Annotated in this window: 26 protein-coding genes and 2 pseudogenes; 11 read left to right on the top strand and 17 right to left on the bottom strand. The window is 66.9% G+C overall.

Annotated elements, in window-relative coordinates:
- Positions 1-3: 3 nt before the first annotated feature.
- Genes treY through AAIL68_RS05575 form a run of 3 tightly spaced genes read right to left on the bottom strand, consistent with a single transcriptional unit; the run spans position 4 to position 4,828 of the window.
- The gene (gene treY / locus AAIL68_RS05585) at positions 4-2,250 is read right to left on the bottom strand and encodes a malto-oligosyltrehalose synthase (RefSeq protein WP_347138596.1); all 2,247 of its coding nucleotides are present in this window, start codon (positions 2,248-2,250) and stop codon (positions 4-6) included.
- Positions 2,247-3,956 carry a malto-oligosyltrehalose trehalohydrolase gene (gene treZ / locus AAIL68_RS05580; RefSeq protein WP_347138595.1) on the bottom strand — a complete coding sequence of 570 codons (1,710 nt, stop codon included), beginning with the start codon at positions 3,954-3,956 and terminating at the stop codon, positions 2,247-2,249. The genes treY and treZ overlap by 4 nt, the downstream gene beginning before the upstream one ends.
- 14 nt (positions 3,957-3,970) lie before the next feature.
- Positions 3,971-4,828 (bottom strand): SDR family oxidoreductase, encoded by an 858-nt coding sequence (locus AAIL68_RS05575; RefSeq protein ID WP_347138594.1) that lies wholly within the window; start codon positions 4,826-4,828, stop codon positions 3,971-3,973.
- A 180-nt stretch (positions 4,829-5,008) separates the two neighbouring features.
- Between AAIL68_RS05575 and AAIL68_RS05570 the strand changes: the two genes are divergently transcribed.
- Together AAIL68_RS05570 and AAIL68_RS05565 are read left to right on the top strand one after the other, a co-directional pair.
- Positions 5,009-5,221: a hypothetical protein gene (locus AAIL68_RS05570; protein WP_347138593.1), complete on the top strand. Its 213-nt coding sequence runs from the start codon at positions 5,009-5,011 to the stop codon at positions 5,219-5,221.
- A 4-nt stretch (positions 5,222-5,225) separates the two neighbouring features.
- A complete protein-coding gene (locus AAIL68_RS05565) occupies positions 5,226-5,462 on the top strand; it encodes a hypothetical protein (protein ID WP_347138592.1) in 237 nt (78 codons plus the stop codon).
- Positions 5,463-5,748: 286 nt separating this feature from the next.
- Here the strand turns inward: AAIL68_RS05565 and AAIL68_RS05560 are convergent, their stop codons facing one another.
- On the bottom strand, positions 5,749-6,393 hold the full coding sequence (locus AAIL68_RS05560; protein ID WP_347138590.1) for an isochorismatase family cysteine hydrolase: 645 nt from the start codon (positions 6,391-6,393) through the stop codon (positions 5,749-5,751).
- A gap of 180 nt (positions 6,394-6,573) precedes the next feature.
- Between AAIL68_RS05560 and dinB the strand changes: the two genes are divergently transcribed.
- From dinB to AAIL68_RS05545, 3 genes and pseudogenes are all read left to right on the top strand, one after another.
- On the top strand, positions 6,574-7,716 hold the full coding sequence (dinB, locus tag AAIL68_RS05555) for a DNA polymerase IV (RefSeq protein ID WP_347138589.1): 1,143 nt from the start codon (positions 6,574-6,576) through the stop codon (positions 7,714-7,716).
- Between the two features lie 86 nt (positions 7,717-7,802).
- A pseudogene (locus AAIL68_RS05550) lies at positions 7,803-9,664 on the top strand (TIM barrel protein).
- A gap of 32 nt (positions 9,665-9,696) precedes the next feature.
- Entirely contained in the window at positions 9,697-10,596 is a 900-nt protein-coding gene (locus AAIL68_RS05545) for a LysR family transcriptional regulator (protein WP_347138588.1), read from the top strand.
- Here AAIL68_RS05545 and AAIL68_RS05540 read toward each other — a convergent pair.
- From AAIL68_RS05540 to AAIL68_RS05515, 6 genes and pseudogenes are all read right to left on the bottom strand, one after another.
- Positions 10,586-11,299, bottom strand: a complete 714-nt coding sequence (locus AAIL68_RS05540; RefSeq protein ID WP_347138586.1) for a shikimate dehydrogenase — start codon at positions 11,297-11,299, stop codon at positions 10,586-10,588. The genes AAIL68_RS05545 and AAIL68_RS05540 overlap by 11 nt on opposite strands.
- 30 nt (positions 11,300-11,329) lie before the next feature.
- Complete coding sequence (locus AAIL68_RS05535) at positions 11,330-11,881, bottom strand: Gfo/Idh/MocA family oxidoreductase (RefSeq protein ID WP_347138585.1); 552 nt, start codon at positions 11,879-11,881, stop codon at positions 11,330-11,332.
- Positions 11,871-12,317 (bottom strand): type II 3-dehydroquinate dehydratase, encoded by a 447-nt coding sequence (gene aroQ, locus AAIL68_RS05530; RefSeq protein ID WP_347138584.1) that lies wholly within the window; start codon positions 12,315-12,317, stop codon positions 11,871-11,873. Before aroQ ends, AAIL68_RS05535 begins: the two co-directional genes overlap by 11 nt.
- Before the next feature lie 56 nt (positions 12,318-12,373).
- Complete coding sequence (locus AAIL68_RS05525; protein WP_347138677.1) at positions 12,374-13,357, bottom strand: transporter substrate-binding domain-containing protein; 984 nt, start codon at positions 13,355-13,357, stop codon at positions 12,374-12,376.
- A pseudogene (locus AAIL68_RS05520) lies at positions 13,284-13,782 on the bottom strand (ABC transporter permease subunit). Before AAIL68_RS05520 ends, AAIL68_RS05525 begins: the two are co-directional and overlap by 74 nt.
- A 14-nt stretch (positions 13,783-13,796) precedes the next feature.
- Positions 13,797-14,372 (bottom strand): amino acid ABC transporter permease, encoded by a 576-nt coding sequence (locus AAIL68_RS05515; RefSeq protein WP_347138582.1) that lies wholly within the window; start codon positions 14,370-14,372, stop codon positions 13,797-13,799.
- Between the two features lie 289 nt (positions 14,373-14,661).
- Here AAIL68_RS05515 and AAIL68_RS05510 point away from each other — a divergent pair, with 289 nt between their 5' ends.
- Entirely contained in the window at positions 14,662-15,504 is an 843-nt protein-coding gene (locus AAIL68_RS05510; protein WP_347138581.1) for a 3-keto-5-aminohexanoate cleavage protein, read from the top strand.
- Between the two features lie 172 nt (positions 15,505-15,676).
- Positions 15,677-16,939, top strand: coding sequence for an aromatic acid/H+ symport family MFS transporter (locus tag AAIL68_RS05505; protein WP_347138580.1), 1,263 nt, complete (start codon positions 15,677-15,679; stop codon positions 16,937-16,939).
- A gap of 30 nt (positions 16,940-16,969) precedes the next feature.
- On the opposite strand, the gene AAIL68_RS05500 is transcribed toward AAIL68_RS05505, so the two are convergent.
- Genes AAIL68_RS05500 through pcaD form a run of 5 tightly spaced genes read right to left on the bottom strand, consistent with a single transcriptional unit; the run spans position 16,970 to position 20,578 of the window.
- Complete coding sequence (locus AAIL68_RS05500) at positions 16,970-18,028, bottom strand: 3-carboxy-cis,cis-muconate cycloisomerase (RefSeq protein WP_347138579.1); 1,059 nt, start codon at positions 18,026-18,028, stop codon at positions 16,970-16,972.
- Between the two features lie 58 nt (positions 18,029-18,086).
- Complete coding sequence (gene pcaG, locus AAIL68_RS05495) at positions 18,087-18,686, bottom strand: protocatechuate 3,4-dioxygenase subunit alpha (protein WP_347138578.1); 600 nt, start codon at positions 18,684-18,686, stop codon at positions 18,087-18,089.
- A gap of 1 nt (position 18,687) precedes the next feature.
- Positions 18,688-19,416: a protocatechuate 3,4-dioxygenase subunit beta gene (pcaH, locus tag AAIL68_RS05490; RefSeq protein WP_347138577.1), complete on the bottom strand. Its 729-nt coding sequence runs from the start codon at positions 19,414-19,416 to the stop codon at positions 18,688-18,690.
- Positions 19,413-19,796 (bottom strand): 4-carboxymuconolactone decarboxylase, encoded by a 384-nt coding sequence (pcaC, locus tag AAIL68_RS05485; RefSeq protein ID WP_347138576.1) that lies wholly within the window; start codon positions 19,794-19,796, stop codon positions 19,413-19,415. Before pcaC ends, pcaH begins: the two co-directional genes overlap by 4 nt.
- Positions 19,793-20,578, bottom strand: a complete 786-nt coding sequence (gene pcaD, locus AAIL68_RS05480) for a 3-oxoadipate enol-lactonase (protein WP_347138676.1) — start codon at positions 20,576-20,578, stop codon at positions 19,793-19,795. The genes pcaC and pcaD overlap by 4 nt, the downstream gene beginning before the upstream one ends.
- Positions 20,579-20,666: 88 nt before the next feature.
- On the opposite strand from pcaD, the gene AAIL68_RS05475 reads away from it, so the two are divergent.
- Positions 20,667-21,572, top strand: coding sequence for a LysR substrate-binding domain-containing protein (locus tag AAIL68_RS05475; protein WP_347138575.1), 906 nt, complete (start codon positions 20,667-20,669; stop codon positions 21,570-21,572).
- Here AAIL68_RS05475 and pobA read toward each other — a convergent pair.
- Positions 21,566-22,732: a 4-hydroxybenzoate 3-monooxygenase gene (gene pobA, locus AAIL68_RS05470; RefSeq protein WP_347138574.1), complete on the bottom strand. Its 1,167-nt coding sequence runs from the start codon at positions 22,730-22,732 to the stop codon at positions 21,566-21,568. The two genes, AAIL68_RS05475 and pobA, sit on opposite strands and share 7 nt — an antisense overlap.
- Before the next feature lie 91 nt (positions 22,733-22,823).
- Between pobA and AAIL68_RS05465 the strand changes: the two genes are divergently transcribed.
- Together AAIL68_RS05465 and AAIL68_RS05460 are read left to right on the top strand one after the other, a co-directional pair.
- Positions 22,824-23,693 carry a helix-turn-helix domain-containing protein gene (locus AAIL68_RS05465; RefSeq protein WP_347138573.1) on the top strand — a complete coding sequence of 290 codons (870 nt, stop codon included), beginning with the start codon at positions 22,824-22,826 and terminating at the stop codon, positions 23,691-23,693.
- Between the two features lie 166 nt (positions 23,694-23,859).
- On the top strand, positions 23,860-24,366 hold the full coding sequence (locus AAIL68_RS05460) for a ferritin-like domain-containing protein (RefSeq protein WP_347138572.1): 507 nt from the start codon (positions 23,860-23,862) through the stop codon (positions 24,364-24,366).
- Between the two features lie 49 nt (positions 24,367-24,415).
- On the opposite strand, the gene fni is transcribed toward AAIL68_RS05460, so the two are convergent.
- The gene (fni, locus tag AAIL68_RS05455; RefSeq protein WP_347138570.1) at positions 24,416-25,483 is read right to left on the bottom strand and encodes a type 2 isopentenyl-diphosphate Delta-isomerase; all 1,068 of its coding nucleotides are present in this window, start codon (positions 25,481-25,483) and stop codon (positions 24,416-24,418) included.
- A 196-nt stretch (positions 25,484-25,679) separates the two neighbouring features.
- On the opposite strand from fni, the gene AAIL68_RS05450 reads away from it, so the two are divergent.
- Positions 25,680-25,982, top strand: coding sequence for a polyprenyl synthetase family protein (locus AAIL68_RS05450; RefSeq protein WP_347138675.1), 303 nt, complete (start codon positions 25,680-25,682; stop codon positions 25,980-25,982).
- The last annotated feature ends 75 nt before the right edge of the window (positions 25,983-26,057 follow it).

Below are 26,057 nucleotides of genomic sequence, written 5' to 3'. Positions count from 1 at the left end.
TCATCAAAAATTACCCCGTATCTTGATCGGGTTGAGCGTGACCTGCACTTGGCTGCCGTCCGCGAAGGCACGCGACAAACTTTCCTCACGCGGCGCGGCGGGACGGACTGAGAACGCGGCCACAAGCTGCCGGTCGCCCTGGATGCGGACAAGCCGGATGCCGTTTTCGCCGATGCTGATCCGCGCCTCCGCCCCTTGCAGGAAATCGGCGTGCTTCCGGCGCAGGGAAAGCAGCGCCTGCGTCCAGTGCAGCTTTGCGTCGGGATCGGGCCGGGCCGACAGCGCGTCCCAGTCCACGGGCAGGCGGTTGTCCGGGTCGGTCAGCGCCAGCAGCCCGCCTTCATCGCCGCGATAGATGTCGGGAAAACCGGGCATCAGCATCTGGAGCGCAAGCTGCATGAAGGCCAGGGCCTCGCCCCGGTCCAGCAGGGATTGCAGGGCCGGGTCGGGGTCGCGTCCCCAGGCATCCAGCAGATCCCCGGCAAAGGCCTGGGCGGCGGCTTCGGCGGCCTCATCAGGGTTCGACCAGAAGCTGGTCAGCTTGGCTTCGCGCATAGCCTTTTCGATGTGGCGGTTCAGCCGGTCCGCGCTGCCATCCCCGTCGCCGGTCCAGATCGCCAGAGCCGATTGCACGACATACCACCGCCATCGCGGCTCGACCCCTTCGGCCGAGGGCAGGGCGCCCGCCGCGTCGTAAAGCGCCTTGAAGGCCTGGGGCAGATGGCTGATCGCGACCAGCCGCATCCGGGAATCGCCCGACCGCTTGGTGTCGTGGGTGGAGACCAGCGTCATGTCCGACGGACGGCGATGGGCCAGGAAGGCGTTGGCCTCAACCGCCGTCACGCTGGGTTCGTCGGGTTCGGCGCCGACCTCGTTCGCGGGCAAGTAGCGGGTCCAGCGGAAGCCCGCCGTGTCCTCTTGCGCCTTGGCCAGCAGCGCGCCCGAAACCTGCTGGAAGCGGCGGGCCAGGGTGCGCGCCTCGTCCGTCCGTGGGTCCAGCATCACGTCGGTCAGCAGATCCACGACCGCCCGGCTGCGCAGCCCTTCGGCGGCGTCATCCGCCACGGCGCGCAGCAACGCGCGGTCCTCGGGGCGGGCGGTGTCGGTGACATAGCTGCGGTATCGCGGCATGGCGACCAGCAGCGCGGTGATCGCCTCGCGCAGCGACTCCGGTCCCGGCTCGGCCACCGGCGATCCCCTTGTGGCGGCGGCGGCCATGTCGCGCAACTGCCGCCGTTCGGCGGCCAGTTCGTTGTCCAGCACGTCCAGCTTGGCCTGGCGCAGCTCGGCCCGGAAATCCGTGTCGATGCCGGTCGCCTGCCGCCACATCGCGTCCAGCGTTCCGATCCCCGCCGGGTCGGTCAGCAGCCGGGCGATCAGGCGCGCGGCCTCGTATCCGGTGGTGCCGACGGTTTCCCATTCGGGGGGCAGAGTTTCATCGCCCACCAGGATCTTTTCCACCCAGACAGGGGTGTCCGGCAGCGCCTGATGCAGCCATTGCAGATAGGTCCGGGGATCGGCCAGGCCGTCGATGTGATCGACCCGAAGGCCTTGGACCAGGTCTGAGCGGACCAGATCGAAGATCAGGCTGTGCGTGTCCTCGAACACCTGCCGGTCCTCGACCCGCATGCCGATCAGGCTGGTGACGTTGAAGAAGCGCCGGTGGGTGATCCCGTCGCGCTCCATGTCGAAATGGACCAGCCGCCAATGCTGCGCATCATGCAGGACGCGCAGGTCGTCCGTTGCGGGGCTGCCGTCAGCCAGCGGCACGGACACGTCGCCGAACCGCCAAGCCCCGTCCGATGCGCTGAAGGAACCTTCGGACAGCATCTTTTCGAAAGGCTCGGGTAGGAAGGGCAGGACAAGCGGGCCAGCGTCCCAGTCGATGTCGAAATGGCGGGCATGGCGGCTGTCCTGGCCATGCTTCAGCACGTCCAGCAGCCAGGGATTTTCCAGCGTGAAGGCCGTGTGGTTCGGCACGATGTCCAGGATGATGCCCAGGCCCTGCGCCTGCGCGGCGCGCGCCAGGGCCTCGAATCCTTCCCGTCCGCCAAGCGCCGGGTCGATCCGGGTGGGGTCGGTGATGTCATAGCCATGGGTCGAACCCGCCCCCGCCATGAAGATCGGCGACAGGTAGAGATGCGAGACGCCAAGCGTCTTCAGATAGGGCAGCAGGCTGCTGACACGCGCGAAATCCACGCCGTCGCGAAGCTGGATTCGATAGGTCGCCAAAGGGATATGAGGGGTCATCTGGGCCTTGTGGTCACGCAAAGGGCAAAGGGATCAAGGCCAAAGCGGCCCACAGAGAATGCCGCATCCTGCGGCGGTTTCAGATCCGGTTCAACCTGCCCCAGCGTAAGCCACAGGTCCAGCGTTCCGCCGTGGAAATGCCATCTGGCCGACAGCGACGCCGTTCCGTGGCGGGTCACCTCGGCCGGGGCGCTGCGCCCGCTTTTCAGCAGGGGCACGACCTGGGCCGCGCGAAAGGCCAGGGCGCGGCGCGTCAGGTCCAGCCAGTCGCGGGCATTGGCATCACCCCACGCCAGCCTGGACCGCTGGAAGGTGTCGATGGACAGCGGGTCTGGAACCTCGGCCCCCAGGCTGGCGATGCCCGCGAATTCGGTGGCGCGGCCCTTGCGGATGGCCTCGGCCAGATCGCCGGTGAAATCGGCGAAGAACAGGAAGGGGGTCGTAGCGCCGCGTTCCTCGCCCATGAAGATCATCGGGATATAGGGCGCGACCAGCAGCAGGGCATAGGCCAGGCGGAGGCCTTCGGGATCGGCCAGGGACAGCAGCCGTTCGCCGCGTGCGCGGTTGCCGACCTGGTCATGGGTCTGGGTCGCGTTGACGAAGGCGGTGGGCGGCAAGTGGCCGCAAGGTTCCCCGCGCGGCGCGTCGCCGCCGGGGCGCGGCTGGCCTTCCTCGACATGCCCGCGCTGAAGCGCAAGGCACAGGTCGCCGATGGGGTCATGCGAGAAGTTGGCGTAATAGCTGTCGGACTCGCCCGTCAACGCGCAATGGATCGCGTGGTGGAAGTCATCGTTCCAGCTTGCATCGAAGCCCGCTTCGCGCAGATGCGGCTCGTTCCGCTCGTCCTCGACGATCAGGTGGATGGGGCGCGCGGGATCGACCGCGCGGACGCGCTGCGCGAATTGCCGCATGAAGTCATCCGCGCCCGGCCCGCTGATCTGGTGGACCGCATCCAGCCGCAGCCCGTCCAGCCGGTATTCCCCGATCCAGTATTCCGCGCACTGGATCCAGAACTCGCGCACCGCCGGTTGCGAAAAGTCGATGGCCGCGCCCCAGGGGGTATGGCGGCTTTCGTCGAAGAACCGGGGCGCGGCGTGATGGATATAGGCGCCTTCCGGGCCAAAATGGTTCATCACCAGATCCAGGATGACCATCAGCCCCAGCGAATGGGCGTGATCGACGAACCGGCGCAGGTCGCCAGGGCTGCCATAGGCCGGATGCAGCGCATAAGGCAGCACGCCGTCATAGCCCCAGCCCCGGCCGCCCTGCCATTGCCCGACCGGCATCAGTTCGATGGCGGTGATGCCCAGGGCCGCCAGTCCGGCCAGCTTTTCCGTGGCCGCTGCCAAGGTGCCTTCGGGCGTGAAGGTGCCGATGTGCAGTTCATAGATTACGGCCTCGGCCCAGTGCCGGCCTTGCCACGAGGTTTGCCACGCGTCACCCGCAGGCCCCGTCACAAGGGACGGCGCATGGACATCGCCCGATTGCAGGCGGCTGGCGGGGTCGGGCATGTCCTGCCCGTCAACGCGGAACAGATAGGCGTCGCCCGGCCGAGCCGCCACCGTGACCGACCAGAACCCGTCGTCCTGGCGCGTCATGGCATGGGGCTGCCCGCGCAGCAGCAGCCCGACATGCCTTGCATCCGGCGCCCAGATGCGCGCCGTCCAGCCATCGGCGGACCACTGCCCGCCCCAGTTCTGCGTCATTCGCCTACCGTCCGTCAGATCATCGGCTTGCCGCCGGTGACGGCAATCGTCGCCCCCGAGACATAGGAGGACATCGGTTCCGCCAGCATCACATAGGCCGAGGCAAGCTCGACTGGCTGGGCGGGGCGCTTCATCGGATAGTTCTCGCCGAACTTGGACACCTTCTCGGCATCCATGCTGGCGGGAATCAGCGGCGTCCAGACGGGGCCGGGGGCCACCGCATTGGCGCGGATGCCGCGTTCGGCCAGAAGCTGCGCAAGGCCCATGGTGAAGTTCTGGATGGCGCCCTTGGTCGTCGCATAGGCCAGCAGGTTCGGGCTGGGATTGTCGGCGTTGATCGAGGCCGTGTTGATGATCGCGGATCCGGGCTTCATATGCGGCACGGCGGCCTTGGTCAGGTAGAACATCGCGTGGATGTTGGTGGCAAAGGTGTATTGCCATTCCTCGTCGGGGATGTCCTCGATCTTGTCGAAGGTCTGCTGGTGGGCGGCGTTGTTGACCAGAATGTCGATCCGGCCGAACTTGGCGACCGTGTCGGCGATGATCTTGCGGCAGTGTTGGGGATCCGAGATGTCGCCCGCGAAGGTCAGGCATTCGCGCCCGGCATCGCGGACCAGTTGCGCCGTGGATTGCGCGTCGTCGCTTTCGTCCAGATAGGCGATGGCCACGTCCGCCCCTTCACGCGCATAGGCGATGGCCACCGCGCGGCCGATGCCGCTGTCGCCGCCGGTGATGATGGCCTTCATCCCTTCCAGCCGGTTCGCGCCGCGCCAGCTTTCCTCGCCATGGTCGGGCTTGGGGTCCATCTTCTGGAAGCTGCCGGGCAGATCCTGCTGCTGCTTGGGGAACGGGGGCTTGGGATAGTCGCGCATCTGCGGCCTCGCTTCTTGATGATGATGCCGCCCGGTGAATGGGGCGGGATGTCCTCAGAACCGTCCCGACGCCGATGGGTTTCCACCTTGCTGTTTATCAATCCGAAACGCGCGCCGCCGGTGCCGGAACAACAGGCATGGCCGCGTCGTTGAGGGTCAGGACCAGAAAAGGGCATCACGATGCGAAATTCCGATATTCTGATCGCAGCGGGCGGTTTTCTGCTGGTGGCGGGCGCAATCGCAAAGGCAGCCAGCCGCAGCCATGAAACCGACCACACCTATGTCCGGCCCGCCGGACGCAAGGAAATGTCCGCCCCCCCGCGCCACTGGGACATGGTGGACGAGGCGTCGGACGAATCCTTTCCGGCCAGCGACCCGCCGGGCGGGTACTGAGGCCATGCCGGATACCGGCGATGCCCGGCTGATCGCCTATGGCAAGCTGATCGACGCGTTGCCCGGCCTTCTGGATGCGGAAGGCCGACAGGCCTTGTGCGACTGGCTGGCGGAACGCCAGGTGCTGCATGACGGCCAGGAGGATCCCGGCGCCGTGATGGTCGAGGGGCTGGAGGTCGAACTGGCCATCGCCCAGGTGTTCCGCGAACTGGCCGAGCGGTTTGAATGCGGGCAGCCTTGAAGCGGATCGCTGTTCATCAGATATGGAATGCAGTTCAGTCCGCGTTCATGAACGGGCGGATCAGGAAACGCACTGCGTTTCCCCGCCCGCGTGACCGGGTGCCATCAGAAACGGTCCCGCCCAAGCCCACGAGAGGCCAGCGCCCGACCCGGTGGGCGTGAAGCGCCCGCCGAGGGCGGGGCGGGCGCTGGCCGGGCCTTGGGGCCCGGCGGCTTTCGTGGCAATCTCATCGCGGCGAAGGCGATGGCCTTCGCCAGATACGGGGCGGCGCAATCACGAAGCTGGGTCAGCCCTGGACCAGGGCTGCCAGCAGTTTCTCCGTCTCGATCATCTCGATCTGCTGGCCGAAGCGGTTGGCATAGACCTCCATCGTGGCGTCGTGGGTTTCATCGGTCGATGAACACAGCGCGTCCGACACGATGATGACGCGGTATCCCAGATCGACCGCCCCCATCACGGCGGCCAGCAGGCAGACATCCGTCTCGCCTCCGGTCATGATCAGCGTGTCGATCCCCTCCTCTTGCAGCATCCGGTGCAGCCGCCCGTCCATCCAGGGCGAATAGACCGGCTTGTCGAAGATCCGGGCGGTCGGCAGGTGCAGTTCCAGTTCCGGCAAAAGCCGTTCCCAGTCTGGGTCGATGTTGCGCCGCAGCATCTGCGGCCATTTCTGATAATAATGGCGCCAGTTGCCGGGGGCGTCGTCCAGCGTCTCGGGCGTGATGAAGCGGGTGAAGATCGTCCGGGCGGGAAAGCGTTCGACCACCTGGCAGACCTGCGGCAGCACGCGGCGCAGCCATTCGACCGCCCAGGGCGAGCCCTTGTCGAACATGCGCTGCATGTCGATGCACAGATGGACGGTCCTGTCGCCGGGCGGGCCATAGATCAGCCCGTCCTTGACCTTGTCTCCTTCAGGCTGGGTGCCAAAGCTCATGGGATGCTCCTTCGCCGTCCGGGGTGAAACAAAGATCGGGGCGAGTGGTTGCAGGCGGAAGGCGCGCGCAAACATTTGTTTTACGGCCGAAGTCGCGGGCAGGATGGCGCGGTGCCCCTGGCGATGTTCCGTCTTTGTTTCCCCTGCGCTTTCGGCTAGGGTTCGGTCCAGGCTGGCGACATGCAGGACGGGGTGCCCGACATGGCGGATGGACAGAACGGCGATGGCGGCGCGGAAGGGGCGGCCCTGCGCAAGGTCATCCATGTGGACATGGATGCCTTCTATGCCTCGGTCGAACAGCGCGACAATCCCGACCTGCGCGGCAAACCTGTCGCGGTCGGGGGGTCCGCCGCGCGCGGCGTGGTCGCCGCCGCGAGTTATGAGGCGCGGGTCTTCGGCGTCAGGTCCGCCATGCCCTCGGTCACGGCCAGACGGCGCTGTCCCGACCTGATCTTCGTCAAGCCCCGGTTCGACGTGTATCGCGCCGTATCCCAGCAGATCCGAGAGGTCTTTGCCGAACATACCGACCTGATCGAACCCTTGTCGCTGGACGAGGCCTATCTGGACGTGACCCGGAACAAGCAGGACATCCCCATCGCCACAACCATCGCGCTGATGATCCGCGACCGGATCCGGCAGGTGACGGGGCTGAACGCCTCGGCCGGGATTTCCTACAACAAGTTCCTGGCGAAACTGGCCAGCGACCTGAACAAGCCGAACGGGCAGGCGGTCATCACGCCCGCGCGGGGGCCTGCCTTCGTGGCTGAACTGCCGGTCAAGAAGTTCCACGGCATCGGCCCCGCCACGGCGGCCAGGATGGAACGGCTGGGCATCGTCACCGGGGCCGACCTGCGGGCCCGATCCCTGGATGACCTGCGCCAGCATTTCGGCAAGGCGGGGGACTGGTATTACCGCATCTCTCGCGGGATCGACCACCGCCCGGTCGAGCCGCACCGGATCCGCAAGTCGGTGGGGGCCGAGGACACCTTTGCCGCCGACATCTTCGATTTCGACCAGGCGCGGCAGGAAATCATCCCCCTTGCGGAAAAGGTCTGGCGCCATTGCGAAGGCAAGCACCTGACCGGCCGCACCGTGACGCTGAAGGTCAAGTATGCCGACTTCCAGCAGATCACCCGCAGCCGGACCCTGACCGGCCCGATCCAGGGCGCGGGCGATCTGCAGGCGATTGCGGTTGGCCTGTTGCAGCCCTTGTTCCCGGTGGAAAAGGGCGTGCGGCTGCTGGGCGTCACCCTGTCGTCCCTGGGGTCCGAGGATGAGGCAGGAGAGCAGCAATTGTCGCTCGGCCTGCCGGGGCTGGATTAACATCGGGTTATCAAGGCGGCAGGATCGGCTCTTGCCTGTCATCCTTGCGCGGGCATTATGGGTGCAACCTGCCCAGGGGGATCGCCATGAAATCCTGCATCGCCACTGTATCCCTGCCGGGCAAGTTCGCCGAAAAGCTGGCCGCCGCGCAGGCCGCCCGCTTCGACGCCATCGAGATCTTCGAGCAGGATTTCGTCGCATCTGATTACACACCCGTATGGTCCGCGACCACGGGCTGGAGATCGCGCTGTTCCAGCCCTTCCGCGACTTCGAGGGCCTGCCCGAACCCCTGCGCAGCCGCGCCTTTGCGCGCGCCGAACGCAAGTTCGACCTGATGGCCGAACTGGGCACCGACCTGGTGCTGGTCTGTTCGTCCGTCCATCCGGCGGCCATGGGCGGCATCGGCCGCGCCGCCGACGACTTCGCGGAACTGGGCGAGATTGCCGCGCTGCGCGGCATCCGCGTGGGCTACGAGGCGCTGTGCTGGAGCCGCCATGTCAACGATCACAGCGATGCCTGGGAAATCGTGCGGCGCGCCGATCATCCGAATATCGGCCTGATCCTTGACAGCTTTCACACCCTGGCCCGCCGCATCGACCCCGACACGATCCGGCGCATCCCCGGCGACCGGATCTTCTTTGTCCAGCTTGCCGACGCCCCCGCGATCGAGATGGACCTGCTCTACTGGTCGCGCCATTTCCGCAACATGCCGGGCGAAGGCGATCTCGACGTGACCGGCTTCATGTGCGCCGTCATGGCGGCGGGTTACACCGGCCCGGTCAGCCTGGAGATCTTCAACGACCAGTTCCGGCGCGGGATGCCCCGGCTGGTGGCGCAGGACGGGCACCGATCATTGGTGCATCTGATGGACGCCGTGCACCGGGCCGAGCCGCAACTGGCCACCGGCCTGCCCGTCATTCCCGGACCCGTGAAGGTCGAGGGGGTGGAGTTCGTCGAATTCGCCACCAGTCCCGACGATGCACCCGCGCTTGAAGGCTTCCTCGCCTCGGCAGGCTTTGAACCGGCGGGCCGGCATCGGACCAAAAGCGTGCGCCTGTAGCGGCAGGGCGGCGCGAACCTGCTGGTGAACACCGAAGCCACCGGCTATGCCCATGCCGCCTGGCTCAGCCACGGGACCGGCGTGTCCGAGGTCGGGCTGACCGTTGCCGACCCGCAGGGCGCGGTCACGCGGGCGGCGATGCGGGATGCGCCTGCCCATGCCGACACCCATGGTCCGGGCGAATTGCCGATCCCCGGCATCCGCGGCGTGGGCGGCAGCGCGCTGCGCTTTCTGCAGGCGGGCGCGGCCAGCCTGTGGGATGTGGACTTCGCCGTCGATCAGCCTGCCCATGCGGGCGCGGGACTGGTGGCCGTCGATCACATCGCCCAGACCATGGCCTATGACGAGATGCTCAGCTGGTCGCTGTTCTACACCTCCATCTTCGATGCCGAGAAATCGCCGATGGTGGACGTGGCGGATCCGGATGGGCTGGTTCGCAGCCAGGCGATCCGGGCAGGGGCCTTGCGGGTCACCTTGAATGGCGCGGAGTCGCGTCGCACCCTGGCGGGGCGCTTCATCGAGGACACGTTTGGCTCCTCGGTCCAACATCTGGCCTTCCGGACCGAGGACATCTTTGCCACGGCCACCGCCATGCAGGATCGAGGCTTTCCGATCCTCAAGATCGGCGCCAACTACTATGACGATGTCGAGGCACGATTTGGTCTCGAGCCGGCGCTGCGGCGGCGGATGCAGGCGCTGAACATCATGTATGACGAGGAACCGGGCGGCCAGTTCTTCCAGTTCTACAGCGAGGCGCAGCCGGGCGGGCTGTTTCTGGAGGTCGTGCAGCGCAACGGCAATTTTCAGGGATATGGCGCGCCGAACGCCCCCTTCCGCATCGCCGCGCAGAAGCGGACCGAACGCCCCGCCGGAATGCCCGCGCGGTAGCCATGCGAGAGATGACCCTGCTCCAGGTCTAGGTGATCCGCGCCGTGATGATGGCGGGCACCATCCAGGGCGCGGCGAAGTTGCTCAATGTCAGCGCGCCCGGCATTTCGCGGCTGGTGAGATACACCGAAGGTTCCCTGGGGATCCGGCTGTTCGAGAGGAAGGGCGGCCTGTTCGTGCCGTCCGCCGAAGCCGAGGCGATCTTCGAGATGATCCACCAGGTTTACCGTCAGATGGAGAACCTGAACGGCGCCGTGGGGGCGTTGCGCAAGGGAGAGGACGTGCGCCTGTCCTTCGCCTCGGCCCCGTCGATCGCGCAGTTCATCGCCGCCCGCGCGATCCGGAAGGTGCGGCAGCGGTTCCGGGATCTGTTCATCGACCTCAACATCCTCAAGATCGAAGAGACGACCGACTACCTGCTGCTGGACCGGGGCGAGTTCGTCATCATGTCCTCGGCCGTGGACAACCCCGCGCTGTCCTGCGAGCCGCTGGCGCGCGGGCGTCTGGTTGCCATCGTGCCGGATGAGCACCGGCTGGCAGCCAAGCCCGCGATCTCGGTCCACGACCTCGCCGCCGAGGATTTCGTGGGCGTCCATCCCGACGATCCCTATGGCGCGGCCTTGGCGAAACCTTTCCGCGATGCCGGGATCACGCCGCGCTACACGATGCGGGGACGCTTCGCGCAGACGGTCGTCAGCCTGGTGCGTCATGGGCTTGGCGTCGCGGTCATCGACGAATTCTCCGTGGCCGAGGTTTATATGCCCGGCCTGACCCGCCGACCGCTTGCGGAAAGCGCGGGGATCACCGCATGGGCCGTGACCCGCAAGGGGCGGCAGTTGTCGAGCTTCGCCGAATACAGCATAGACCGCTTCCGCCGCGAACTGGCCCAGGCCGTCGCGCGCGAGGACTGGAGCGACGTTCCTAATAGCTGATCGCGGCAGTCCTGCGCAGGTCGTCAGCCGTGGGCTTGCCGAAGCCGAAGAACTCCAGATAGGCGGGGATCTGTTCGAACAGCATGTCGGTTCCGACCTGATAGCGGCAGCCGCGCTCCGCGGCGGCGACCAGGAAGGGCGTCATCTCGGATTTCATCACCACCTCGCCCACGAAGGCGGACGGGTCAATGCGGGTCACGTCCATCGGCAGGGGATCGCTCGCGTTCATGCCCAAGGGCGAGGCGTTCACGACCAGTTCGAACCCTGCCGGATCCTTGCTGCCGGTTTCCACCCGCAAGGCCGGGTAGGCCGCCAGTAGTCGGTCGGCCAGGGCCTGTGCCGATGCGGCGTTCGGGTCATAAAGGGAAAGCCGCGCGACCCCGGCCTTGGCCAGCGAGGCGGCAATGGCCGAGCCGACGCCGCCCGCCTCGACAACAAGCGCACCGATCCCGTCCAGCCGCTGGCCCTTGGCCAGCACACCCAGAACGAAACCTTCGCTGTCGAACATGTCGGCCTCCAGCGCACCATCCTCCCCGAGCCGCAGCGCATTGGCCGCACCTGCGATTTGCGCCGTGACCGACACGCGGTCGGCAAGGGCGATGGTGGCGACCTTGTGAGGCATGGTAATCAGCGCGCCGTGGATGTTCGGCAGCCGGAAGACCAGCGGCAGGAAGGCCGTGTAATCGTCAGCCTTGCAGCCCATCGACGGCGGTCACGTCGCCCAGCAGATAGCTCAGGTGTCCACGTCATGGATCAGGTTCAGATAGACCGGCCCCGCGCCCTTTTCGCGCCGCCATTCCACGTTGAAGTAATCGTCGGGCTTGCAGATCCAGAACATCGCATTGGCGGCGACCGGCGTGCCGATGGCGCCGCCGTCGATGATCTCCTTGGCCTTCTGCATCAGCGGATTGTGCCGGCGGTGATGTCCGGTCAGCAGGGGGGCGCCCGCCGCATCGGCCGCCGCGACCAGCCGTTGGGCATCCGCCACGCTGTCGCAGATGGGCTTTTCCATCAGCGCGGGCAGGCCCGCCGCGACGCACTCCAACCCGTTCCGCATGTGCATCTGGTTGGGCGTCGCCACGATCACGCCGTCCGGGCGATGCGCCGAGGCGTCAGCCAGCGAGGCCGCCCAAGGCGCGCCGAACTCGTCGGCGGCGGCCTGACCCACGGGCGAGGGATCGATGACGCAGGCCAGATCCGCGTCCGCCGATGCCGCGACATGCATCGCATGGCGCCTGCCTATCAGGCCCGCGCCCATGACGGCGATGCGGGTGTCACGCAGCATCTCGGGTCAGGGTCACGATGCGGCGCAGGGCAAGGCGATAGCCTTCTGTCCCGCAGCCCGCGATCACGCCGTCCGCGCGCAGGCTGACATAGGAATGGTGGCGGAAGCTTTCGCGCTTGTGGACGTTCGAGATATGGACCTCGATCACCGGGCCGTCGAAGGCGTTGAGCGCGTCCAGGATCGCGACCGAGGTGTGGGTATAGGCGGCGGGGTTGATGACGATGCCCGCGCCGTCCTCGCGCGCCTGGTGGATCCAGTCGATGATCTGGCCTTCGGTGTTCGATTGCAGGAAGCGCGTTTCCACCCCCAGTTCCGCCGCCAGGGCCGCGCAGTCGCGCTCTACGTCGGCCAGCGTCTCGGAGCCGTAGATATGGGGCTGGCGCTTGCCCAGCAGGTTCAGGTTCGGACCGTTGAGGATATAGACGAGCTTCGGCATGGGTTCTCACTTCCAGGGCAGGGGGCGCCCGGCGGAGATGCCGCCGGGCCAGGGTGTCATTGGGCGATGGCGAAGGGCACGCCTTCCATTTCCGCAGGCATCTGCGGCGGGTCCATGTTCATCCACTTGTTGTAGATGCCCTTGAATTCGTCGGTCGCCATGAATTCGGCTAGGAAGGTGTTGACGCTGCTGTTCCAGTCAGCCTCGCCCAGGCGAGTGCCGACGCCGTTGTAAAGCGCGGTCAGCGGCATCTTGTTTTCGTATTTGCCGGGCGCGCCCGCCTTGATCCGGGTGATGTAGATCTGGTTGCCGCCGACCGCATCGACCTGGCCCGACGTCAGCGCCTGGATGGTCGCCGCGTCATCGTCGAAGCGCATGATGTTTGTGCCCTCGGGCGCAAGGGCCGTCAGCGCGGTGTCCTGGGCCGCCGAGCGCGGCACGCCGATGCGGTAATTCGCCAGCGATTCCGGCGTGGAGAGATCCGCGTCCTTCGGACCCACGACCGACAACTGGTTTGCGGCATAGGGGATCGAGAACTGGATCGACTGTGCCCGTTCCGGGTTCATCGCCATGGTCGCGAACAGCACGTCCACCTTGTCGGTGTTCAGCGCCGGGATGCGGTTGGCGACGGCCAGCGGCACGAATTCGGCCTCGACCCCCAGATACTTGGCGAAGGCGCGGCCCATGTCGGCGTCGTATCCGTCGGCCTGGCCCGCCGAGTTGATGCAGCCCCAGGGGCAGTTGTCGCCCTGGATGCTGATGCGGATGGTGCCGGACGCCTTGGCTTCTTCCACCGAGCGCGCGTCGGCCTGCGTGCCCGACAGCACGGCCACGGCCAAAACCGCAGCAGCGGCGATTTGGGTAAACCGATTCAAGATCATTGACTTTCCTCCCTGAATTGACGGGGCGGTTGCCGGTCCCGCTTGTCTTAAAGCGTAATGCCGCCGGGCCGTGAAGGCCGCATCGTCAGCGGCGGTCCCGCGCCATGCAGCGTTCCATCCGTCCGCCCCACAGCGACAGGGGCCAGCACAGCATGAAATACAGCGCCCCCACGATGCCGAGACGATCAGCGGCGTGAAGGTCTGGTTCGACATGATCTGGCCCGCGCGGGTCAGTTCGCTTTGCCCCAGCGGCACGGCCTGGATGGCGCCGCGCCAGATCTCGCCCAGATAGGCCGAGGCATGGGCGGTCAGCGCGATGGCGACGGCGCCCCAGGCGGGAACGGTGATGCCCAGCAGCGGCAGGCCGAAATGGACGACGAACAACTGCATCAGCAGGGGCGTGCCCTGGAAGATGGCGATCCAGGCGGCGGCGATGGTGCGCAGCCACCGGCGGCGGGCGACGCGGACCAGGGCCACGACCAGGCCGAAGACGATGCCGCCCACGAAGCGATGGCGGTCAGCGCCAGGGTCCAGCCCAGGCCGCGCAGCAGGAACAGCAGTTCGGGGGGGTCGATGGTCGCCATGTCCGGTCCCTTGTCTAGCGCGTGGGATAGGTGAAGGCCGCGCGGGAGATCAGCGCGAACAGGGACATGATGAACCAGGACAAGGCCAGGTACATCGCGGTGATGGTGAAATAGACCTCGAAGCTGCGGAAGGTGTCGCCGTCGATGCGCTGCGCCACGCTGGTCAGTTCATATGCAGAAATCGAAGTGGCGATCGAGGTCGTCAGCGTGAGCAGGATGAACTGGCTGGCAAGCGACGGAAAGACGGCGCGCAGCGCGGGCTTCAGGATGATCCTGCGGAAGATCTCGCCCTGCTTTAGGCCAAGCGCCAGCCCAGCCTCGGTCTGGCCCTTCGGGATGCTTTCGACGCCGCCCCGGATGATCTCGATCGCATAGGCGCCGCCGTTCACGCCCAAGGCGATGATGGCGGTGACGGTGGGGTTCAGGCGGATGCCCGCAAGCGGCAGGGCGAAGAAGATGAAGAAGATCTGGACCAAGAAGGGCGTGTTGCGGATCAGTTCCACGAAGGCCACGACCAGGGCAGACCCCATCCGGCTGTTCGACCGGCGGATCGCCACGTCAAGCACGCCGATGACCAGCGCCAAGACCATGCCAGGAACAGCGTCCCGCCCAGTCCCATCAGCAATTCGGGCCATCGGGCCAGGACGACCCCAAAGTCCAGGTTCATCGTTTCCCCCCTGCACGGACCCCGGTGCGATTCACGCGCCTCGGCACTTTTGGCGAAACTGACGGGGGATCCCGTTCCGTCAAATACCAACCCCCCCGCATTTTCCTAACATCGTGTTAACTTGGCCGGATCGCGCGGGCCGGGGGATCCGGGCTGGAACAGCCCGGCCTTTTGCCCGATCATGGATGCGCAATCCACCAAAGGGCCCGCCCATGACCAATCCCTGCATCATCTGCGTGGCGATCACCGGATCGCTGCCGACCAAGGAAAACAACCCCGCGGTGCCGATCACCATCGCCGAGCAGATCGAATCCACGCAGGAGGCGTTCGAGGCGGGCGCGACCATCGCCCACTGCCATGTCCGCGACGACCAGGGCAAGCCCACCAGCGATCCCGACCGTTTTGCGCGGTTGAAGGAAGGGCTGGAAAGGCACTGCCCCGGCCTGATCGTGCAACTGTCCACCGGCGGGCGGTCGGGGGCGGGGCAGGCGCGGGGCGGGATGCTGCCGCTGCGGCCCGACATGGCGTCCCTTTCGGTTGGGTCCAACAACTTCCCGACCCGCGTTTATGAAAACCCGCCCGACCTGGTGGACTGGCTGGCGTCCGAGATGCTGGTCCATGACGTGAAGCCGGAAATCGAGGCCTTCGACCTGTCCCACATCCTCAAGGCGCATCAGATGTGGAAGGCGGGGCAGATCAAGGACCGGCCCTATGTGCAGTTCGTGATGGGCGTGAAGAACGCCATGCCCGCCGATCGAGAGGTCTTCGATTACTACATTCACACCGTTCATCGCCTGTTCGGCGAGGACGCGCCCTGGTGCGCGGCGGGCATCGGGCCGAACCAGATCGTGCTGAACGAATGGGCCATCGGCGCGGGCGGCCATGCGCGCACCGGGCTGGAGGACAACGTGCGCCTGGACCGCGACCGGCTGGCGCCGTCGAACGCCGCCCTGGTCCGCCGCGCGGTCGAGATCGCGGAAAAACACGGCCGCCCCATTGCGACATGGCAACAGGCGCGCCGCATCCTTGGGCTGCGGATGCCGCAGGCGGCCTGACCCATAACCCGCCATATATGGAACCCGGTGCAAATATCATGCGCAGGGCTAACAGTGCCGCATTGTTCCATCGCGGGGCCGTGATACTGTCATGCGGGGGATGAGGGGCGGCCAATGGCCGCAGCAACGGGTCAGGAAGCCTGTCGCCGTTCCCCATGGGAAGGAGACAAACTTGACACCAACCTCTCAAGGCGCGGCTGCGCGCGCCGTCGCGATCCTCTGCTGGATCGCCGTTGTCCTGGACGGCTTTGACCTTGTCGTCCTGGGCGCCCTGATTCCGACGCTGACCGGGGGCGACGTGCCCTGGATGACGCCTGCGCAGGCGACATTCGTGTCCACGATCAGCCTTGTCGGCATGACCTTGGGCGCGCTGTCCATCGGCATCGCGACCGACCGGCTGGGCCGGCGCAAGGTGATGATCTTTGCCGTTCTGGTCTTTTCGCTGCTGACACTGGCCTGCGGTTTCGCGCAGAACTATGTCCAGCTTGGCATCTTCCGCTTCCTGGCGGGCTTTGGCCTGGGCGGCTGCCTGCCCACTGCCATCGCCATGGTGACGGAATTTTCCAGCGGACGCGCGGGCAAAGCCTCGACCACGGTGATGACGGGCTATCACGTGGGCGCCGTCTCGACCGCGCTTCTAGGCCTGATCATCCTGCCGTCCCTGGGCTGGCGGGCCATGTTCGTGATCGGCGCCATTCCGGGCTTTGTCTTGGCGCCCGTAATGATGCGGATGCTGCCGGAATCGCCGTCCTTCCTGATCGCCACCGGACGGCGCGCCGAGGCCGAGGCCATCGCCGCCCGCTATAGCCTGGTCCTGCCCGAGGCGACGCCGGTGCCCGAGGAGCGCGCCTCGTTCGCGGCCCTGTTCCGGGGACAGTTCCTGCGCAATTCGATCGCGATCTGCGTGACCTCGTTCATGGGGCTGTTGCTGGTTTATGGCCTGAACACCTGGCTGCCCAAGCTGATGGTGTCGGCGGGCTACAGCCTGACCGGCGGGTTGTGGCTGCTGCTGCTGCTGAACGCGGGGGCGATTGCCGGGCTGCTGGTCGCGGGCCAGGTTGGCGACAGGATCGGCCTGAAGGTCGCCGCCGTCGCATGGTTCCTGCTTGGGGGCATCCTGCTGGCGTTGCTGTCGGTGCGGATGGGGCCGGTGCTGCTCTATCCGATGGTGTTCCTGACCGGCTGCTTCGTGTTCTCGGCACAGGTGCTGGTTTACGCCTTTGTCGCGTCGAACTATCCGCCCGGCGTGCGGGCGACGGCGCTTGGCATGGCGGCGGGGGTCGGGCGCGTCGGCGCCATCACCGGCCCGCTGCTGGGCGGGACGCTGGTGTCCATGGGGCTGGGATATCCCTGGGGCTTTTATGTCTTTGCCGTGGTGGGCCTGCTGGGCGCGCTTGCCCTGGCGCAATCCACGGTGGTTCGCCAGAAGGTGTGACGGGAAAGGGGCGCAGATGCGCCCCTTTTGCTATTCCGGCTTGCCGATCCGCTTGACCTGACCCGCAAGCCGGATCGCCGCCGCCAAGGCCCGGCCCGTGGCCTGCGCCATATGCGGCAGCACCATCCACTCCAGCGCCCAGGCTGCGCCGGACCGTTCCTGTTCGTGGACGGTGGCCTGGTGCAGCGCTGAAAGCTGCACCGCATTGAACCGCGCCAGCGTCACCAGCAGTTCCGCCAGGACCGGGTTCTGCTTGTGCGCCATGGCGGATGACGTGCCGCCGCCCGACAGCGCGATCTCCTCGATCCCCTGCTGGGCCATCAGGGCGATGTCCTGGCCCATCTTGCCCAGGGTTCCCGTGACCAACGACAGGATCCCTGCGAATTCCGCCACGCCATCGCGCATCGCGTGCCAGGCGCGGGGCGGGTTTTCCAGCCCGAGCGCCGCCGCCATGTCCGCCGCCACGGTGCCGGCCTTGTCGCCCAGATCCTTGCGGTCGCCCGAGGCCCCGCCCAGTTGCAGCCGCGCGATGCGGGGACGTGCCTCGGCGATGCGGGCGCGGTGGTCCGCCAGCGGCAGCAGCCAGGGCGCGATGCGGTCGGCCACGGTGATTTCGGTCGCGGCCTGCATCCGGGTGCGGCCCATCAGGGGACGGTCCCCGAAGCGGTCTGACAGCCCTTCAAGCGCATCGGCCAACTCGCCAAGCCGCGCATCCACCAGCGCCAGCGTGTCGCGCATGGCAAGCGCGGTCGCCGTGTCGATCACGTCCTGCGAGGTCGCGCCCTTGTGGACCGCGCCCGCCGCATCGCCCGCGGCCGCCTTGATCTGCTTGACCAGGCGCGGCACGACGACGCCGTCCTGCCCGGTGCCCTTGCTCAGGTCGTCCATGTCGAAGCTCATGCCTTCGATGACTTGCGCCGCAGCCTCGGCTTGGGCGCTGTCGGCCAGCCCCGCCCGACCAAGCGCGCGGCTGAAGGCGGCCTCGAAGGCGCGCATCCCGGCCAGTTGCGCGTCAGGCGACCACAGTGCGGCCATGTCGGGATCGGCGAACAGGCCGCCAAGCCAGGGGTGGTCGAAAACGTCGGTCATGTCTTGCCCCATGAAAAAGGCGCGGCCTTGGCCGCGCCGTCTGAAGTGTAACCGTTCGTCAGATGTCCAGGAACACCGTCTCGCCCTCGCCCTGCAGGCGGATGTCGAAGCGATACCTGCCCTCGCCGATCTTCTTGGCGATCAGCGTGTCCACGCGCGGGCGCTGCTCGATGCGGGACAGAAGGGGGTCGCCCTCGTTGTCCTCGTCCTCGAAATAGATGCGGGTTTGCAGGCCGATATTGATCCCGCGCGCCACGATCCAGAGCGAGATATGCGGCGCGAAGGCCCGGCCATAGCGCGACGGAACCGGGCCGGGCTTGACGGTGCGCAGCGTGAATTCGCCCGTCACCGCATCGGCGGCAAAGCGGCAATGGCCGCTGACCGCCGGGTCGGCGCCGTCCTGCTCCGGAAACTTGCCCGAGGCATCGGCCTGCCAGCTTTCGATCAGCGCATCGCGCAAGGCCCAGCCGGTGCCGTCATAGACGGATCCCACGATCTCGATGATCTGGCCCTGCGCGCCGTCGGAAATGGGGGATACCCCGATCTCCTCCTCGTAATACCCGGCGTTCCCGGCATAGGTCGGCATCAGCCCGATATGGACATAGGGGCCTGCGGTCTGCGAGGGCGTTTCGGGTTGGTAGTCCAGTACTTGCACCATCTTACATCCCCTCGGGCTTGTTCTCGAACATGGTCTGGCGGCGGCCCCGCAGCACGATGTCGAACTTGTAGGCCAGGAAATCCAGCCGCCGCGAATGCGCCATGTCCAGCGGCGCCACCAGCCGGTCAAGCTGGGATCGGTTGCGGATCGTCGCGGCGATGGGGCACAGCGGGATCAGCGGATCGCCTTCGAAATACATCTGGGTAATCAGGCGCTGCCCGAAACTGTGGCCGAAGACCGAGATGTGGATATGCATTGGCCGCCAGTCGTTGCCCCTGTTCGGCCAGGGATAGGCGCCGGGCCGGATGGTCAGGAACTGGTAATAGCCGTTCTGATCCGTCAGCGTCCGCCCGCAGCCGCCGAAATTCGGATCCAGCGGCGCCAGATAGGTGTCCTTCTTGTGGCGGTAACGCCCGCCCGCATTGGCCTGCCAGATCTCGACCAGGGTGTTCGGAACCGCGCGGTTGTTTTCATCCAGCACGCGGCCATGCATCAGGATCCGCTCGCCCACGGCGGGGGCCGCGCCCTTGGTCCAGTTCAGGATCAGGTTGTTGTCCAGTGGGCCGAACCTGGAATGCCCGAAGGTCGGGCCGGTTTCCTCGGACGGGCCGGATTCCAGCGACAGCAGCGGCTGGTGGGGCGAACGCGCGACCGATGTCTTGTAGTCGGGCCAATAGGGCAGAGGATGCATCTCGCGGTTGCGCGGGATCAGCGGGCCAAGATCGTTCATTCGGATGCCGCCTCCATCTCGGCATAGGTCTGCTTTGCCAGCTTGATGGCGTGGTTCGCGCGGGGTACGCCGGCATAGATGGCGACGTGCTGGAAAGCCTCCATCACGTCGCGCTTGGACGCGCCGGTGCGGGCGGTGGCCCGGATGTGCATGGGGATTTCCTCGAAATTGCCGGTCGCGGCCAGCAGGGCCAGGGTCAGCATGGACCGTTCGCGTTTCGTGATCGCGTCGGACGACCAGACGGTGCCCCAGGCGGATTCGGTGATGAGATCCTGGAACGGCTGGTCCAAGTCGGATTTCGCGGCCTCGGCCCGGTCCACATGGACATCGCCCAGGACGGCGCGGCGGGTCTGCATTCCTTGCGCGTGGCGGTCGATCATGGGGCGGTCCTTTCCAGGAAATCGGCCAGCAGTCTGGCGGTGGCTGCGGGCTGTTCGACGCAGGGGATATGGCCCGCCTCGGGGATGACGTGGAACTCGGCCCCGCACAGGTCCGCCGTCGCGCGCACCAGATCGGGCGGGGTCGATCCGTCCCCATCGCCCGCCATCGCCATGACCGGAAGGGCCAGCGCGCGGGTGCTTTCGGTCAGATCCGCGCCCGCGATGGCCGCGCAGCAGCCGGTATAGCCCGCAACGGATGTGCGGGTCAGCATGTTGCGCCACAGCGCGAATTCGGGATTGGTCTCGCGGAAACCGGGCGTGAACCAGCGTTCCAGGATCGGATCCGCCAGTGCCGCCACGCCGCCCGCGTTGATCGCGTCGATCCGGTCCTGCCACATCTGCGCCGTGCCGATCTGCGCCGCCGTGTCCATCAGCACAAGCGCGCGGACCAGGTCGGGCCTTTTCGCCGCAAGTCCCTGGCCGATCAGTCCGCCGATGGACAGGCCCACGAAGGTGATGTCGCGCAGGTCCAGGGTGTCGCATACCGCCTCGGCATCGGCAACCAGCCGGTCCATCGCATAGGGCGCGGGCGTGGCGTCCGACAGCCCGTGCCCGCGCTTGTCGAAGCGGAGGATCCGCAGGCCGTCCGGCAACAGCGGCAGCAGCGCGTCCCAGACCCTCAGGTCGGTGCCCAGCGAGTTTGCGAACATCACGACCCGGCCGTCGCACGGACCTTCGTCGCGGATATGCAAGGTGATGTCCGATATGGAAATGGTCTGCATCATCGTTCCCCCTGCAAGGGTTATGGCATGACAATGCTGGCGATGAAAATTATAATGATGCAACCATGCAATAACCTGCAAGTTATCAATGCTGCATTCCCACCTGCGCCTGCGCCACCTGCGCTGCTTTCTGGAAACCGCGCGCCTTGGCAGCCTGTCGGCGGCTGCCGAGGCGCTGCATGTCAGCCAGCCCGCCGCGTCCAAGACCATTCGCGAGCTTGAGGAGATCCTGGGCGTTTCCCTGTTCGACAGGTCCGGGCGCAAGCTGGCGCTGACGCCTGCGGGACGGGTCTATCAGACCCATGCGGGCACGGCGCTTGCCGATCTGGAACGGGCGCAGAAGCTGGTGCTGTCCCCGCCGCCCGAACGTCCGCGCCTGCATGTCGGCGTGCTGCCCACGGCGGCGACCGGCTTGGTCCCGCGCGCCGCGCTTGCCTTCCGGGACAGCCGGCCCGATGTGCTGCTGGACGTGATGACCGGCCCGAACTGGCTGCTGCTGTCCCTGCTGCGCGAAGGGCAGCTGGATCTGGTCGTGGGCCGGATGCCGCCCGCAGGCAATACGGAAGGGCTGGGCTTTCACCGCCTGTATTGGGAACGCGTCGTGCCGGTGGTGCGCGCCGGGCATCCGTTGCTGCGGGGGGACTGGGATTATGCCGATCTTGCGCATCATCCCCTGATGCTGCCGCCCGCGGGCGCGATGATCGCGACATCGGTCCGCACCTGGCTGCATTCCGTCGGCATCGCCGACCCGCAGCCCGCCTTCGAGAATGTCTCGCTGGCCTTCGGCCGAGAGGTGGTGAGCCGGTCCGACACCGTCTGGTTCATCTCCGAAGGGGTGGTCCGCCCCGAGATCGAGGCGGGCGTCCTGGTCATCCTGCCGATCCGCAACGAATTGCTGGGCGGCCCGGTGGGCATATCCCTGCGCGAGGGGGATGAGCCGTCGGCCCCGGCGCAGGCGCTGATCGCCGCGCTGGAGGCCGCCGCCGATCAGTAGGGCAGGCCCACATAGTTTTCTGCCAGGTCGCGCTGCGCGGATTCCGACTCTGCCAGATGCGCCAGGGTGGCGCGGCGCATCCGGGCGGCGAAGCTGTCCTCATCGTCGAAACGGTGCAGCATCATCGTCATCTGCCAGGAAAACCGCATCGCCTTCCAGATGCGCGCCAGGGCGCGGGCGGAATAGGCGTCGATCCCTGCCGTGTCGCCGCGCAGCGCGTCGATCAGCGCCTGGTGCAGGTAGAAGACATCTGACACCGCCAGGTTCAGCCCCTTGGCGCCGGTCGGCGGCACGATATGGGCGGCATCCCCCACCAGGAACAGCCGCCCCCAGCGCAGCGGTTCGCTGACGAAGCTGCGCAGGGGGGCGATGGATTTCTCGATGGACGGGCCGGTGACCAACCGCGCGGCGGCGTCGGACGGGATGCGGCGCTTGAACTCGGCCCAGAAGCGGCCGTCGGGCCAGTCCTCGACCCGGTCGGTCAGCGGAACCTGCACATAATAGCGCACCAGGCTTTCGCTGCGCATGGAGGCCAGCGCGAAGCCATGGGGCGAGTTGGCATAGATCAACTCGTCCGCGACCGGCGGCGTGCGCGACAGGATGCCCAGCCAGCCGAAGGGGTAGACGCGCTCGAACTCCTGCCGCTTCGCCTCGGGGATGGTCTTGCGGCTGACGCCGTGAAAGCCGTCGCAGCCCGCAACATAGGCGCAGGTCAGGCGGTGGCGCCAACCGTCCAGCGTATATTCAACCGCCGCCTGCGGGCCGTCCAGGTCCAGGATGCGCACGTCCTGCACGCCATGGATGATCGTCGTGCCCATGGCGTCCTGCGCCGCATACAGATCCTGCGTCACCTCGGTCTGGCCATAGACCATGACCTGCCTGCCCGTCAGCCGCTTGAAGTCGATATGGACCACCATGTCGGCATCGGTGATCAGCGCCCCGTCATGGGGGATGCCCTCGGCATCCATGCGCGCGGAAACGCCCGCCTCGCGCAGCATCTCGACGCTGCCCCATTCCAGGATGCCCGCGCGGATGCGCGACAACACGTGATCGCGCGTGCTGCGTTCCAGGATCACCGTGGCGACGCCCGCCCGGTTCAGCAGTTGCGACAACAGCAGCCCCGAAGGCCCGCCGCCGATGATGACGACCTGGGTGTCCATGTTCGCGCTCCCTCCTGTTCCGCCTGCCGCTTATCTTGCGAATGCGGTCCTGCGAATGGACGGAAAGGGCGGCGGCTGGTACTTTTCGTGCATGGACCTGCCCTCAGCCATTCCCGCCTTCAACCTGTTCGGCGAAACCGGCGCCTTTCCCGACGTGATCCATTGCGAACGGATCTGGGACCGGGCGCGGCTGCATGACTGGGCTATCACCCCCCACAGGCACCGGGACATGGCGCAGCTTTTCGTCCTGAAACGGGGGCGGGCGCAGGTCTGGCTGGACGAACGCGAACTGGACCTGGACGATGGCGGGCTGCTGTTCGTGCCGGCCCGATCCGTGCATGGCTTCCGCTTCCGCCAAGGGACCGAGGGGCTGGTCCTGTCCTTTCCGCTGCCGGTCCTGGCAGGCGGGATCGCGGATCGGGCGGGCGCGGTCCCGGACCTGTCGCGCCCCGTCACGGGTCTTGCCGATGCGCGAGTCACGGTGCTGTGCGGCGAAATCCAGTCGGCCTTTGCCGCAACGGGGCCTTATCGCGCCAGCCTGCTGGTCGCCCTGTCCCACGCCCTGCTGGCGGCGGTTGCCATCATTGCGGCCCGGTCGGACGAATCGGGCCATCCGCCGCAACACCGCAGGATGACCGAATTCGACCGCCTGATCGCCCGGCACATGGCCGAAGGCTGGGGCGCGGCCGACTATGCCGCCGCGCTTGCGGTCACGCCGGGGCACCTGAACCGCATTTGCCGGTCCGCCCTGGGCATCGGCGCGACCGCCCATATCGAGACGGTGACCATGACCGAGGCGCGGCGCCTGCTGGCCTTCACCCGCCTGTCCGTGGCCGAGGTGGGCTATCGCCTGGGCTTCGGCGACCCGTCCTATTTCTCTCGCCGGTTCAGGGTCGCGACGGGCGAAAGCCCCTCTGCCTATCGCGGCAGGTTCGGGGCGGGGCAGGGCGTCGAGGGCTGAGGGTTGCGCTGCAAACCCTCATTCCGGGCCTGCGCCCCAAGACCGCAACCGATTAACAATAAGCACTTTCCCGGACTGGAGGGAACGCTGGCGCCTGCAGGTTGTTGTCTCCCTGTCCGAGGCCGCGAACGCATTGCGGCAGATCGCATGTCAAGAGGAGCTTCACATGGCTGACAAGAACCTGGAAACCCTGTTCCACGAAACGCTGAAGGACATCTATTACGCCGAGCGCAAGATCCTGAGCGCCCTGCGCAAGATGGCCCGCGCCGCCCAGAGCGAGGATCTGAAGACCGCCTTCAAGACCCATGAGGAGGAAACCCAGACCCAGGTCGAACGCCTGTCCCAGGTCTTCGAACTGATCGGCAAGCGCCCGCGCGGCAAGACCTGCGATGCCATCGAAGGCATCATCGCCGAGGGCGAGGACATCATGGAGGAATTCAAGGGCAGCCCCGCCCTGGATGCCGGCCTTCTGGCTGCCGCCCAAGCGGTCGAGCATTACGAGATCACCCGTTACGGCACCCTGAAGGCCTGGGCGCAGGTTCTGGGCATGGACGAGGCCGCGTCGCTTCTGGACCAGACCCTGCAGGAAGAATCCGCCACCGACGAAAAGCTGACGGGTCTTGCGGAGTCGGTCATCAACGCCGCCGCCGCGACCGGCCAGGAAGCCGCCTGACACCCCAAGGGCCCGCGCATCCTGCGCGGGCCTTTTCATGCCTCGGTCGTCAATCGGACCCGGCCAGCCGTGCCTGCCGCAGCATCGCCAGATCGGCGCTGCCCGTGCAGAAGCAGGCGGTGCGAAGCTGCCGCAGCACCACGTCCAGTTGCTGTTCCAGCGCCTCGGGACCATCGAGCGCCGAGGCCAGCACCGCCCCCGCCAGCGACACAAGATCGGCCCCCAGCCGGATCGCCCGTGCGGCGTCCAGGCCGGTGACGATGCCGCCCGACCCGATGATCGTGGCCTGGGGGGCCGCCCGGCGCGCGCCCCGGATCGCGTCGGCGGTGGGGATCCCCCATCCGGCGAAACAGGCGGCGACCTGCGCGGAAATGCGATCCGGCGCGCGCGCGGCCTCGACCCGCGCCCAATCGGTGCCGCCCGCCCCCGCAACGTCGAAGATGGACACGCCCTCGGCAGCCAGGCGGGCGACGACGGTGGCGGACAGGCCCGCGCCCACTTCCTTCACCACCACCGGCACGGGCAACCCGTGCGCCAGGGCGCCGATCTTGGCGGCAAGGCCGCGCCAGTCGCGGTCGCCTTCGGGTTGGACGGCCTCTTGCAGGGGGTTCAGGTGCAGGATCAGGGCGTTGGCGCCGATCGCCTCGATGGCGCGCAGGGCCTGGTCGCGGCCGAAGCCCCGGTTCAACTGCGCCGCGCCGAAATTGGCCAGGATGGGAATGTCGGGCGCCAGCCCTCGCAGGCTGCGGTCAAGACCTGCGGCGGGCCCCCCTTCGATCATCACGCGCTGCGATCCCACGGCCAGCGGCAGGCGCAATGCCTGGCAGACCTGCGCCAGCGTCCGGTTGATCGCGCCCGCGCGCGCCGGGCCGCCGGTCATGGACCCGATCATCACCGGCGCGCCGATCCGATGACCCAGGAAATCGGTAGACAAATCGACGTGGTCCCATGAAGCTTCGGGCAAGGCGACATGTTCGAATACGACCGACTCCAGCCCGGTCCTCACCGTCGCGCCTGCCTCTCCGGCAAGCACGACATCCAGATGCTGTTCCTTGCGAGAGGCGAGTGTGAGACCGGAAGCATCCTCCTTCCCAAGCGGCGGATCGGGTTTGTTCATCTGCGGCAGCCCTTGTCGTTTCGTGTTCACCCTGCCGGCCGCGACGCCAGCCCTGAAGGACCAGTCTCATGCACCGGCAGGCAATAGACAAGGTGAACGCCGCGACCAAGCACCCCGACGCACAGGCGGGCTTCGTACGCCAGCTTGACGGAGGCATCGCCCATCATCTGTCGCAGCTTGCGCCCGCCCCGCCCGCCTGGTCGAGGCCGCGCGCGACGCCATGTCCAGCGGCAAGCGGTTGCGGACCTGTCTGCTTCATCTTGTGGCAGGGGGCGCCGCCGACGGGAACGCCGTCCTGGACATGGCCGTCGCGCTTGAGATGGTCCATACCGCCTCCCTGATCGTGGACGACCTGCCGTCGATGGACAATGCCATGCTGCGGAGGGGCAGGCCCACCACCCATGCCCGCTTCGGCGAGGCGACGGCGATTCTGACCGCCATCGGGCTTTTGAACCAAGCCATTTCCATTGCCAACAGCCTGACGTGGGCTGCGGCTTAGTCCGCGATGTCGGCCCGCTGGCGGTTGGTCGGCAGGTGGGCGGCGTCGGAATAATGAGTGTCCTCGGTGCGGACG

This window comes from Paracoccus sp. SSK6 (genome assembly GCF_039770665.1).
Classification (GTDB): Bacteria; Pseudomonadota; Alphaproteobacteria; order Rhodobacterales; family Rhodobacteraceae; genus Paracoccus.
This window is presented reverse-complemented; position numbering and strand designations above follow the sequence as displayed.